This is a genomic window from Psychroserpens sp. (assembly GCF_034670085.1).
Classification (GTDB): Bacteria; Bacteroidota; Bacteroidia; order Flavobacteriales; family Flavobacteriaceae; genus Psychroserpens.
This window is the reverse complement of sequence record NZ_JAXMOD010000001.1, coordinates 89413-101706: the sequence shown is the minus strand read 5'-3', so window position 1 is coordinate 101706 and position 12294 is coordinate 89413. Positions and strand designations below refer to the sequence as shown.

Genomic DNA, 12294 nt, shown 5'->3' with positions numbered 1-12294 from the left:
ATGAATACGCAATTAAACAATACTTTCGCGAATTTTGATGATGATAAAGCGGACTTAAAACAAGAATTTAGGAAATACCTCAGGTATTGGCCTTGGTTCGTTTTGGCTTTAATTATTACATCGTTAAGTGCTTATATCTATGTTAGATATGCCTCAAGAATTTATGAGACTACCGCTAAAATGAAAATTTTAGATGAGTCAGACGGTTTAGAATTACCGACCTCTGCATTTATTTTTAAGCGTTCTAATATTAACTTAGAAAACGAAATTGAAATTCTAACGTCTTACCGAATTTTAGAACAGGTAGCTACTGAGCTGAAGCTAAATACAGTATTCTACGAAGAAGGTACGATTCAAACGGCTCAAATTGCGGAATTACCATTTAATTTTGAACAACTCATAAGTATTGATAGTATCTCAAAGCCTTTTTCATATTCCATTGATGTTCAAAGTGAGAATTTTGAAGTCACCAATTTGAGAACAGAAAAGACGATTGAAATACCAAATCATAATAGTTACGAAATGGAACATAATTTTCCATTTGAATTAAAAAAAGGAGATGCTGAAATATTTGAGGAAAATATAGGTAAGCGCTTTATTGTGTATTTCGGACCTCTTAAATCTGCGACTTTAAAATTGAAATCAACTATTTTGGTTGAATCAATTGGTGATCAAAGTGATTTATTAAGCCTGTTGATAAAAGGTGAGAGTAAGTTGCGTTCAGAACGCATTTTAAATACACTCATCGATGTATTTAATAAAGATGGTATAAAAGATAGACAATTGGTGTCGCAACGAACTTTAGATTTTATTGATGATCGTTTTATCTTTCTTGCTACTGAATTAGATTCGGTTGAAATTGACCGAAAAGAATTCAAAGAGCGCAATAATTTGGTAGATCTTGGAGCCGATGCTGAAATTGGATTAGAACAACGTTCTAAATCTGATGAAGATGTATTTCAGATTGAAAGTCAGATAATGATTGCTGATATGTTATTAAATTCATTGAAATCAAATCTTAGTGGAGGTTTATTGCCAGCTAATATTGGACTAGAAAATGGAAATATTAATTCGCTAATTAGTGAATATAATACGGCTGCTCTTCAAAGAGATAAATTAATACGAAGTGGTGGAGAAAATAATCCAACTGTTAAGTTTACACAGTCTCATATGGATGATTTAAGAGCTAATATAACCATATCACTTAATTCATATCAAAAACAACTTGAAGTATCTCAAAGTCAATTAAGAAGTCGAAACAGAAAATTTGTAGGACGAGTGTCTCAGATACCTGAGCAAGAAAAATTATTAAGAGCTATCGAGCGTCAGCAAATGATTAAGGAAAGTTTATATCTTTTATTACTTCAAAAACGTGAAGAAGCAGCGATAAACTTAGCGATTACTGAACCTTCAGTTAAGGTTGTAGACTATGCTTTATCAACTTCTGCTCCAATTACACCTAAGCCTAATGTGGCTTATGCCGCAGCACTTTTAGCAGGACTTTTAATTCCATTTGGAATATTATACCTGATTTTCATGTTAGACACTAAAATACATGGAAAGGAAGACATCCTTAGACTTAATAATAAAATTCCAATAATTGCAGAAATCCCAGATATTAGCAAAAAAGAGAAAGCTATTTTTGCTAATCCTAATGATAGAACAGTATTAGCAGAATCGTTTAGGATTTTAAGTTCTAACGTAAATTATTTACTTCCAGTCAAAGATGATGAAAAAGGTAAAGTAATTTACTGCACATCAACAATTAAGGGAGAAGGTAAAACATTTATTAGTATAAATTTATCGTTAGCGCTTTCAAGTATGAATAAAAAAATCTTGCTAATTGGTGCTGATTTACGTAACCCACAAATTCATACGCATACAAAATTTGATAAAAGTACAGTAGGTCTCTCTGATTATTTACATGATGCTACAGTAGATTGGAAATCTAATTTATTGAAAGGTTTTGAAAAGCATCAAAATCACGATATATTACTCTCAGGAAATATTCCACCAAACCCAACAAATTTACTTACAAATGGTAGGTTTAAAGCGTTAATTGAAGAGGCTAAAGATATTTATGATTATGTTATTGTCGATACTGCGCCTACGGTTTTAGTAACAGATACTATGCTTATATCTCAACTCGCTGATGTAACAGTGTATATTTCAAGAGCAAATTTTACAGATAAAAAGATTCTTAGTTTTTCACAAGATTTATTTGAAACAGGTAAGCTGAAAAACATGGCATATGTTATCAATGGTGTTGGAGCAAGTAGATCTTATGGTTATGGTTATAACTATGGTTATGGCTATGGTTACGGAAGTAAAGAATTAGCTTAGCTGTTAGCTAGATCTTTTAAACCTTTAATGGTGTCTTTCTGGTTTTTACTTTTAAAGACATAACTGCCTGCAACTAACACATCTGCACCAGCTTCAATAAGTTGCTTGGCATTTTTATTAGTAACACCGCCATCTATTTCAATTTTTGTTGAGGCTCCTTTTTTGTTAATCAACTCTTTTAGTTGACTTACTTTAGAAATGGTGTTTTCAATAAAACTTTGACCTCCAAACCCTGGGTTTACACTCATTATGCATACAAGGTCGATGTCATTAATCAGGTCTTCTAAGTGCGATATAGGAGTATGAGGATTTAATGCCACTCCAGCCTTCATGCCTTCCGCTTTAATTGCTTGAAGTGTTCTATGAAGATGAGGACATGCTTCGTAATGAACAGTAAGATTATGAGCTCCAAGATTGGCAAATGTTTTTATATATCGGTCTGGATCTACGATCATTAAATGTACGTCGACAAGTTTTTTTGCATGGGTCGTAATAGCCTTTAAAACTGGCATGCCAAATGAAATGTTTGGAACAAATACACCATCCATAATATCAATGTGAAACCAATCGGCATCACTAGAATTAACCATCTCTATATCTCGTTGAAGGTTAGCAAAATCGGCAGCTAAAATTGATGGAGCAATAAGTTTTGAAGACATAAATTATTTTTTTGCAAAAATAGGATAAAAAAACAAACCCACGGTAATCAGCCGTGGGTTCTTTCATCAATCAAAAAACGAACAGTTATTTTGTAACTGTTTGTTACTGTTATTAGGTCGTAAATAAAAGTATTTACTAACCTAAATATGTTTTTAATATTTTACTTCTAGACGTATGCTTTAATCTTCTAATAGCTTTTTCTTTTATTTGACGTACACGTTCTCTTGTTAAATCAAATGTTTCTCCTATTTCTTCTAAAGTCATTGGATGTTGATTTCCAAGACCAAAATACAAGCGAATGACATCTGCTTCACGAGGTGTTAATGTTTCTAAAGCACGTTCAATCTCAGTACGTAAAGATTCGTGTAATAAATCTCTATCTGGATTTGGAGATTCACCACTACGTAAAACATCGTAAAGGTTTGAATCTTCTCCTTCAACTAATGGCGCATCCATAGAGACGTGACGTCCAGAGTTTTTCATAGATTCCTTAACATCGTTAATAGTCATATCTAACTCTTTGGCAATTTCTTCAGCACTTGGAGGACGTTCATGACTTTGCTCTAAAAAAGCAAATGTTTTATTAATTTTATTTATAGAACCAATTTTGTTTAAAGGTAAACGAACAATACGAGATTGTTCAGCTAAAGCCTGTAAGATAGATTGACGAATCCACCAAACGGCATAAGAAATAAATTTAAACCCACGAGTTTCATCAAATCGTTGAGCTGCTTTAATTAAGCCTAAGTTACCTTCGTTAATTAAATCTGGTAATGTTAGTCCTTGATTTTGATATTGTTTAGCTACAGAAACTACGAAACGAAGGTTAGCTTTAGTTAATTTTTCTAAAGCTATTTGATCACCTGCTTTGATGCGTTGAGCTAATTCAACTTCTTCATCTGCAGTAATTAAATCAACCTTTCCAATCTCTTGTAAATACTTGTCTAACGATGCAGTTTCTCTATTGGTAACTTGCTTCGTGATTTTTAGTTGTCTCATTTATATGTCTACTTTAATTTGGGTAAATGTAAATTACTATATAGTTATACGTAATAAGTGCAAAAAATGTTACAATAAAATTAATATTATTTTAAATTTTGATTAAACTTTTGTTGTTTAAATTGATGTCTTCAAGCATTTCATTAGTGAATTTATAATGACCTTTTGTAGTAATTAGTTTAAAATGATGTGATTTTAAAGCAGTTAAAGTATTTAAAAATATCCATTTCGATTTTAATAATTTAGGTTTATCGCTTTTGAGACTGATATCAAAATAGTGTTTTCTTCCATTTTTCATAGCGACAATGTCAGGTGTAATTGTAATATCACTACCTTTTTTAGTAAAAGATTTAGGAGTTTCATAACCTTCGGCATCGGCTTTAATATCTTCAAAACCATGTTGCTCTAAATAAGCAAGAGAATCATTTAAAATGTCTGAATATTTATCTTTGTCTGAATGTATCATAGCTAATAATATAATGAAAATAGAGCACTTTTCCTAATTTTTACGACTCGAATATCGCAATGAAACGTTTCTAAGGTTAAAGTTTTACCGTTTCCTTTAAATAAATAAAGCCTTGTAAAATGAATTTACAAGGCTTTATAAAATTATTAAAAGAAATTAATCTTCTTATTTATCTTCTCTAGGCTTACGATCATCACGACGGTTATCACGTCCACGATTATCTCTTCCTCTGTTATTATCACGTCCACCAGAACGTTTATCATCTCTTGGTGGTCTTGCTACATAACCTTCAGGTTTTGGTAAAATTGCTTTACGAGAAACTTTTTCTTTACGCGTTCTAGAATCTATACCAAAGTACTTCACATCAAATACATCTCCCATGTTTACAACGTCAGATACATTTTCAGTACGTTCCCAAGCTAATTCACTTACATGTAATAACACTTCATTTCCAGGAGCATCTACATACTCAACAACAGCACCAAAATCTAACATTTTGATAACTTTTACTTCGTAAACACTGCCAACTTCAGGCTTAAATAATATGGCATCAATTTTTGCCATTACAGCATCAATTCCTTTTTTACCTACACCTAAAATTTCTACAATTCCTTCTTCTGTTACTGGATCTTCATTAATAACAATAGTGGTTTCAGTTTCTTTTTGCATTTCCTGAATTACTTTTCCACCTGGTCCAATTAAGGCTCCAATAAATTCATTAGGAACGCGTCTGGTCACCATTGTAGGAGCATGCTCTTTAACATCTTCGTTTGGTGTAGCAATTGTTTCAGTTAACTTATCTAAGATATGTAAACGACCATCACGAGCTTGTTTTAGTGCATTTACTAAAATCTCGTATGATAATCCTTTTACTTTAATATCCATTTGACAAGCTGTGATACCATCTGCAGTACCAGTCACTTTGAAATCCATATCACCTAAATGATCTTCATCACCTAAGATATCAGATAAAACAGCGTAATTTCCAGAATCTGCATCAGAAATTAATCCCATCGCAATACCAGAAACGGGTTTCTTTAATTGAACTCCAGCATCCATTAGTGCCATAGTACCTGCACAAACTGTCGCCATAGAAGAAGAACCATTAGATTCTAATACTTCAGATACTACACGTACAGTGTAAGGACATTCATCTGGCACCATACCTTTTAAAGCACGCTGTGCTAAGTTACCATGACCAACTTCTCTACGGGATGTTCCTCGGATTGGTCTAGCTTCTCCTGTTGAAAAAGGAGGGAAGTTATAGTGTAAATAGAAACGCTCTTCACCTTCAAAAGATGGCATATCTAATTGATTTGCATCTCTAGATGTTCCAAGAGTTACTGTAGCTAAAGCTTGAGTTTCTCCACGAGTAAAGATTGAAGAACCATGAGTTGATGGTAAGTAATCTACTTCACACCAAATTGGTCTAATCTCATCAGTCTTACGACCATCTAAACGCAAACCTTCGTTTAAAGTTAAATCCCTTATGGCAGCTTTTTCTGCTTTATAGTAATATTTAGACACTAAATCACCAAAGTCTTCTAATTCTTCTTCAGAAAACGTAGCTTTAATATCTTCTTTGATTTCAGAAAAAGCGTTGCTTCTTTCATGTTTAGCAGATCCAGCTTTAGCAATTGCATACACTTTATCATAAGCCATATCATGAATTTTCTTGGCTAAATCTTCTTCTTCTCTTTCACCTTCATATTCACGAACATCTTTCTTGCCAAATGCTTCTGCTAATCTTACTTGAGCAGCACATTGTACTTTAATAGCTTCATGTGCAAATTTAATAGCATCAGCCATTTCTTCTTCAGAAATCTCATCCATTTCACCTTCAACCATCATTACCGAATCGGCAGAAGCACCAATCATCATGTCTAAATCAGATTCTTCTAATTGAGCACGAGTTGGGTTAATAACAAATTCTCCGTTTACACGACCAACTCTAGCTTCAGAAATTGGGCATTCAAAAGGGAAATCAGATAATTGAATTGCTGCAGAAGCTGCTAATCCTGCCATTGCGTCTGGCATAACATCATCATCATGAGACATTAATTGAATCATCACTTGTGTTTCACTGTGATAATCTTTTGGGAATAATGGACGTAAAACTCTGTCTACTAATCGCATTGTTAAAACTTCACCATCACTTGGTCTTGCTTCTCTTTTAAAGAAACCTCCTGGATAACGACCTGCAGCCGCAAATTTTTCTCTGTAATCTACAGTAAGTGGTAAAAAGTCTACAGGACTTTGTTTGTAATTGGAAACTACTGTACATAATAACATACATTTTCCTGATTGCACAACTACGCTACCATGCGCTTGTTTTGCTAATTTTCCGGTTTCGATAGAAATTTCTCTACCATCACCAAGGTCAATGACCTCTCTAAATACTTTTGGAATCATAAATTTTTTAATTCTAGTTCAGGCACTATTTTGGTGCCAGAACAATGTTAAACAATGGTCGTTGTGTTGTTGTAGTTGTTGTGAGACATGATGTCTTGACCAATGAAAAACTATAATTAGCTTCTTATTTACGATTATTATACTCTGTCGTAAGAGTTATTATATAAAAAAAGAGGCACGAAGCCTCTTTAATATTATTTTCTTAATCCTAATTCTTTAACTATTGCACGATATCTTAAGACATCTTTCTTTGTTAAATAATCAAGTAAGCTTCTTCTTTTACCTACTAACTTTACTAATGAACGCTCAGAGTTATAATCTTTACGATTTTGTTTCAGGTGCTCAGTTAAGTGGTTAATTCTGTAAGTGAATAATGCAATTTGACCTTCTGCAGTTCCAGTGTCTTTTACATTTTTGCCATGTTTTTTAAAGATGGCTTCTTTTTCTTTTTGATCTAAATACATGCTAATATTATTGTAAATGATTTTTATGTACGTTGAAAGTCGATCTTTCAAGCGGCAAATATAGTCATTTTTAATGATTTCCAAATTTAGATACCACTGTTTTTTATTTTTTAAGCTTATAGATTAAACCTTTTATATTTGATATGGTCTTAGCATCATATTAACTATTAAAAAAATAATCATGAAAAAAAGACATGTTTTTAAGAAATCGATTTTAATGCTTTCGGTTCTAGCATTTGCATTTGTAAGTTGTAGTGAGGATGAATCGGTTGAAGCAGATACCCAAACCAGAGATATGACTGAGGTTAGACTTGCGTCTGAAGTGGATATTGCTGGTGCAACGATTAGTGATATCATTATTGATTCTTATGAGAATCAAGAAAGAAATGAGCTAAACAGAACCACTAGTGATCAATCGTATTTACCAGATTGCGTAACAGTTACTGTAGTTTTAGAACAAGGTTTTAGAGAGATTACCTTAGACTTTGGTTCAGAAGGTTGTATTATTAACGGTCATTTGTTAAAAGGTCAAATCATATTCTCTTACACTAGAGATATAGAAGCGCAAGAAATATTGATAAGTTATAATTTGGTTGATTTCTATTTTGATGCAAAACAAGTGATAGGCAGTAGAACTATATTAAGACAATTCTCTAACGAGAATGGGAACCCTCAGTTTACACATAGTTTAGATCTCACAATTATATGGCCAAATGGAGCACAAGCGAGTAGAGAAGGTCTTAAAATAAGAGAGTGGGTCGAAGGTTTTGATAGTGGTGTTTTTAGTGATAATGTTTTTGAAATGTCTGGAAATTGGACCACTACTTTTGTGAATGGTAATACGCATTCGTATGAGGTGTTAACACCATTACGAAAAGAAGTTGTTTGTTCTTATTTTGTAAGTGGAAGTGTTGATGTACAACGAACAAATTTTGGAGGAACATTTGATTATGGAGATGGAGAATGTGATAATCAAGCTACGTTTACAACTAATAATGGTAATGTGATTGATATTGTTTTGAATTAGAGTTTAAAAATTAGGGATAAAAAAAAGCGAGCCAATTGGCTCGCTTTTTTATTTAATTTTTTTTGAAATTATATCTAATTACCGTTGAATAGATTAGTGTATTGTTATCATAATTGAAATCAGATTGAAATTGAAGTCCAAGAGATATTCTATTTTTAGTTAGAAACATAAATCTCATCCCAATAGGCACATTGAAGTATGTGTTACTTATTGGTACGGAGTAATCTCTTTCAAAAGATATATGATTAATACCAATACCACTATAAATATCGGTTGACATCCATTCAAAAATTTTCGGGCTTAATTCATAGAGTAAATTGATCGATGTAAAACTATCATCATTAGTGCTTAAAATATTCACATTTGTACCAGAATTGAGTTGCAAACGAAAGTTTTGCTTGTGTATTTTGAACCCAAGGTCTAAACCTAAATGAATTCCACCTGTACTAAAGTTGTCCTGTTTTTTATTTGTATGAAAGACGCTTAATGGAATTAATTGAATGTCTTTTACAAGAAATTCTTGGCTGTTAGCCAAAAAAAAGGACATAATAAAAAGAGATAATAGAAGTTTGTTTTTCATTATTTGAAGGATCTGAAAGTTGTTGTAAATAACAATATACGAAAATATATAGAAAATTTACTACACAATATTGTTCTTTTATATATTTAGAAGTATTCTAAATAATTTCTCAAATACGAATAGAGTTTGCAAAAACTTAAAAAGCGAGCCATTTGGCTCGCTTTTTTTATTAAAGTACTGATAGTTATTTCTTGATAAACCTTTTCGAAATATAACCATTAGTTGTTTCTATATTCAAAATGTACAAGCCTAATTGTAAATTAGAGACATCAATTGTATTATAATTATCTTTAATATTTAATACGGTTCTTCCATTTAAATCTAAAACTTGAATTGACTTAAATGTATTTGAATTTGACGATTTTACATTTAAAATAGTACGTGTGGGATTTGGAAATAATTTAACATCATTAGAAGCCAAAGCGATTTCATTTAAACCTAAAGTACTTCTATCTTGAGCTTCGTACAGTGCAACGGTGTCCATAAAGATATTTCCAAGAAAATCAATATCAAAAACATTAGTCGAACTTCTAAAAACTAGACTTCCATCTGAATCGTCAAAATAATAATATCCAGTTTGAACAACAGTTCCGATATTAAAAATACCAGCAACTACTAAAGTAATATCCAATACAGTTTTTATTCTAGTGACATTTCCATTATATGCACCTAAACCGAAATCATTAAGATTTAAGGCTCCATAGGCATCAACGTCAGCGTCAAAACTACCTGTAAATGTTCCACTTACATTTGTGCCGTCAACACTTCCAGCAAAAGTTCCACTAACAGTATCTGTATTAGAATCCCCAAAACTTAATGGGAAAGTTCCAAGTGTTGCATTGTTTGTTAAATTTAATTCAAGTCCTTCTTGAGCTGCGCCAGTTATCGAAATTTCATTGGCTACATCTCTAATAAAGAGTCTGCTTTCGGCTGGAGGCATTGAATTTGTAGTAACGACTAAAACTTCAGTTGTTCCAGGATAAGTTGATAGTTCCCCAGACGTTGGAGCTACATTGGTATCCGTATTTGTACCTACTTGTGATAAAGAGGTAAAATTCCATGTTACTGCAGTTCCAGAAGCGCTTTCATCTAATAATACTGTAGAATCTATTAAAGCATAATCTGTTTCCATACTGTTTACAAACTCAGCTATAGGTGCTTGAGCAAAACTAATGAAAGAAGATAATAAGAATGTAAAGAGTAATTTTTGTTTCATGTTTAAAGGTTTGAATTATTGATATTTACGAATGTATGAAATTATTTTATCTTATATAAAAAAAGACCTCAAGTGAGGTCCTTTTTTTAAGTTCTTAATGGTTGATTTTTAATTAAATCAATATATAAATTGACCTTATTTTTTAAATTTTTGCGATGCGTTATAAAATCTAAGAATCCATGTTCTAATAAAAACTCTGAAGTTTGAAATCCTTCAGGTAATTCTTGTCCTGTAGTATCTCTTACAACTCTTGGTCCAGCAAAACCGATTAATGCTCCAGGTTCACTAATATTAATATCACCTAACATAGCAAACGAAGCTGTAGTTCCTCCAGTAGTTGGATCTGTACATAATGAAATGTAAGGGATGCCAGCATCTGCTAATTGCGCTAATTTTACTGAAGTCTTTGCCAATTGCATTAAAGATAAAGCCGCTTCCATCATACGAGCTCCTCCAGATTTGGAAATAATCATAAATGGAGTTTTTTTCTTTAAAGCATATTCGGCAGCACGTGCAATTTTTTCACCAACAACACTTCCCATAGAGCCACCAATAAATGTAAAATCCATACATGCGATAACCAAATCTTGTCCGTTAGATTTTCCAACGGCTGTACGAACAGCGTCTTTAAGATTTGTTTTTTCTTGAGCAGCTTTTAAACGGTCTGGATATTTTTTGGTGTCTTCAAATTTTAAAGGATCTTTAGATGTTAAATCAATATCAAGTTCCTTAAATTTATTATCGTCAAATAAAATCTCGAAATATTCTTTGCTACCAATTCTCACATGATACCCATCTTCAGGACTCACATAAAAATTTTTCTCTAATTCTTTAGTGTCTACAATTTTACCAGTTGGAGACTTATACCATAATCCTTTAGGTGTGTCTTTTTTCTGTTCGGTAGTCGTTTGTATACCTTTATCTTTTCTTTTAAACCAAGCCATTTAATTAGATTTAGTTAATTAGTTAGAGTGCAAAGTTATAAAGTATTTACGTTATTAAGGTCTTCAAATGCTTTTTTTAAACGTTCAACAAATGCATCTTCACCTTTACGTAACCAAACTCTAGGGTCATAATACTTTTTGTTAGGTACATCATCACCATCAGGATTACCTATTTGTTGCTTTAAATAGGCTTCTTTTTCTCCCATGTAATCTCGTACTCCGCTCATAAAAGCATATTGCATATCTGTATCAATATTCATTTTTATGACACCATAACCAATAGCTTCTCTAATTTCGTCGACTGTAGAACCCGAACCACCATGAAACACAAAATCGATATGGTTATGTGGAACATTATGTTTGTTCGATAAGAACTCTTGAGAATTCTTTAAAATTTTTGGAGTTAACTTTACGTTTCCAGGTTTGTAAACACCATGCACATTACCAAAAGCTGCAGCAATTGTAAATTGATCACTTACTTTACTCAATTCTTCATAAGCATAAGCAACTTCTTCAGGTTGTGTGTATAATTTAGAATCATCAACATCAGTATTATCAACACCATCTTCTTCACCACCTGTAATACCTAATTCAATTTCCAAAGTCATACCCATTTTACTCATGCGCTCTAGGTATGTTTTACAAATTTCAATATTTTCTTCAATAGGTTCTTCAGATAAATCAATCATGTGAGAACTATATAATGACTTACCAGTTTCTTTAAAATGTTGTTCACTCGCATCTAATAAACCATCAATCCAAGGAAGTAATTTTTTTGCACAATGGTCTGTATGTAAAATTACAGGTACATCGTAAGCTTCAGCCATTAGATGTATGTGTTTTGCTCCTGCAATAGATCCTGCAATAGCTGCTTTTTGATTTTCGTTACTTAATCCTTTACCTGCATTAAATTGAGCACCTCCATTTGAAAATTGTATAATTACTGGTGCATTTAATGCTTTTGCAGTTTCTAAAACGCCATTAATAGTATTAGATCCAATTACATTAACTGCTGGCAAGGCAAACCCTTTTTCTTTAGCTAGTTTAAAAATCTCTTGAACTTCACGTCCTGTTGCAACTCCACCTTTGATATTATGACTCATTTTTGTGATTTTTTAAGTTGAAAATTAAGTTATCAAAAATACGTAATTTTTAAATAAATTGAAGCCTATTTATCACATAG

The 12294-nt window shown here is 32.3% G+C and carries 11 protein-coding genes; 2 read left to right on the top strand and 9 right to left on the bottom strand.

Translation table 11 applies throughout. The features are described 5' to 3' along the window. Complete coding sequence (locus VOI25_RS00435; protein WP_323786905.1) at positions 1-2343, top strand: GumC family protein; 2343 nt, start codon at positions 1-3, stop codon at positions 2341-2343. Here VOI25_RS00435 and rpe read toward each other — a convergent pair. From rpe to rpsO, 5 genes are all read right to left on the bottom strand, one after another. Continuing rightward, entirely contained in the window at positions 2340-3002 is a 663-nt protein-coding gene (gene rpe, locus VOI25_RS00430; RefSeq protein ID WP_323786904.1) for a ribulose-phosphate 3-epimerase, read from the bottom strand. The genes VOI25_RS00435 and rpe overlap by 4 nt on opposite strands. A 136-nt stretch (positions 3003-3138) precedes the next feature. Beyond that, positions 3139-4002, bottom strand: a complete 864-nt coding sequence (locus VOI25_RS00425; RefSeq protein ID WP_008270568.1) for a sigma-70 family RNA polymerase sigma factor — start codon at positions 4000-4002, stop codon at positions 3139-3141. A gap of 91 nt (positions 4003-4093) precedes the next feature. Next, positions 4094-4468, bottom strand: coding sequence for a hypothetical protein (locus VOI25_RS00420; protein ID WP_323786903.1), 375 nt, complete (start codon positions 4466-4468; stop codon positions 4094-4096). Positions 4469-4633: 165 nt separating this feature from the next. Further along, the gene (locus VOI25_RS00415; protein WP_323786902.1) at positions 4634-6880 is read right to left on the bottom strand and encodes a polyribonucleotide nucleotidyltransferase; all 2247 of its coding nucleotides are present in this window, start codon (positions 6878-6880) and stop codon (positions 4634-4636) included. A 194-nt stretch (positions 6881-7074) separates the two neighbouring features. After that, the gene (rpsO, locus tag VOI25_RS00410; protein WP_323787619.1) at positions 7075-7344 is read right to left on the bottom strand and encodes a 30S ribosomal protein S15; all 270 of its coding nucleotides are present in this window, start codon (positions 7342-7344) and stop codon (positions 7075-7077) included. A 181-nt stretch (positions 7345-7525) separates the two neighbouring features. Between rpsO and VOI25_RS00405 the strand changes: the two genes are divergently transcribed. Continuing rightward, positions 7526-8371: a hypothetical protein gene (locus VOI25_RS00405; RefSeq protein WP_323786900.1), complete on the top strand. Its 846-nt coding sequence runs from the start codon at positions 7526-7528 to the stop codon at positions 8369-8371. A gap of 52 nt (positions 8372-8423) precedes the next feature. On the opposite strand, the gene VOI25_RS00400 is transcribed toward VOI25_RS00405, so the two are convergent. From VOI25_RS00400 to fbaA, 4 genes are all read right to left on the bottom strand, one after another. Continuing rightward, positions 8424-8951, bottom strand: a complete 528-nt coding sequence (locus tag VOI25_RS00400) for a hypothetical protein (protein ID WP_323786899.1) — start codon at positions 8949-8951, stop codon at positions 8424-8426. A 184-nt stretch (positions 8952-9135) separates the two neighbouring features. Then, positions 9136-10167, bottom strand: coding sequence for a T9SS type A sorting domain-containing protein (locus tag VOI25_RS00395; RefSeq protein ID WP_323786898.1), 1032 nt, complete (start codon positions 10165-10167; stop codon positions 9136-9138). Positions 10168-10253: 86 nt separating this feature from the next. Further along, complete coding sequence (gene accD, locus VOI25_RS00390) at positions 10254-11111, bottom strand: acetyl-CoA carboxylase, carboxyltransferase subunit beta (protein WP_323786897.1); 858 nt, start codon at positions 11109-11111, stop codon at positions 10254-10256. Positions 11112-11146: 35 nt separating this feature from the next. Beyond that, positions 11147-12214 (bottom strand): class II fructose-bisphosphate aldolase, encoded by a 1068-nt coding sequence (fbaA, locus tag VOI25_RS00385; RefSeq protein ID WP_323786895.1) that lies wholly within the window; start codon positions 12212-12214, stop codon positions 11147-11149. Between the last annotated feature and the right edge of the window lie 80 nt (positions 12215-12294).

Excerpts from the sequence above, each read along its gene's own strand:
- VOI25_RS00435 (WP_323786905.1), top strand. The coding sequence starts at position 1 with ATGAATACGCAATTAAACAATACTTTCGCGAATTTTGATGATGATAAA.
- rpe (WP_323786904.1), bottom strand. The coding sequence starts at position 3,002 with ATGTCTTCAAAACTTATTGCTCCATCAATTTTAGCTGCCGATTTTGCT.
- VOI25_RS00425 (WP_008270568.1), bottom strand. The coding sequence starts at position 4,002 with ATGAGACAACTAAAAATCACGAAGCAAGTTACCAATAGAGAAACTGCA.
- VOI25_RS00420 (WP_323786903.1), bottom strand. The coding sequence starts at position 4,468 with ATGATACATTCAGACAAAGATAAATATTCAGACATTTTAAATGATTCT.
- VOI25_RS00415 (WP_323786902.1), bottom strand. The coding sequence starts at position 6,880 with ATGATTCCAAAAGTATTTAGAGAGGTCATTGACCTTGGTGATGGTAGA.
- rpsO (WP_323787619.1), bottom strand. The coding sequence starts at position 7,344 with ATGTATTTAGATCAAAAAGAAAAAGAAGCCATCTTTAAAAAACATGGC.
- VOI25_RS00405 (WP_323786900.1), top strand. The coding sequence starts at position 7,526 with ATGAAAAAAAGACATGTTTTTAAGAAATCGATTTTAATGCTTTCGGTT.
- VOI25_RS00400 (WP_323786899.1), bottom strand. The coding sequence starts at position 8,951 with ATGAAAAACAAACTTCTATTATCTCTTTTTATTATGTCCTTTTTTTTG.
- VOI25_RS00395 (WP_323786898.1), bottom strand. The coding sequence starts at position 10,167 with ATGAAACAAAAATTACTCTTTACATTCTTATTATCTTCTTTCATTAGT.
- accD (WP_323786897.1), bottom strand. The coding sequence starts at position 11,111 with ATGGCTTGGTTTAAAAGAAAAGATAAAGGTATACAAACGACTACCGAA.
- fbaA (WP_323786895.1), bottom strand. The coding sequence starts at position 12,214 with ATGAGTCATAATATCAAAGGTGGAGTTGCAACAGGACGTGAAGTTCAA.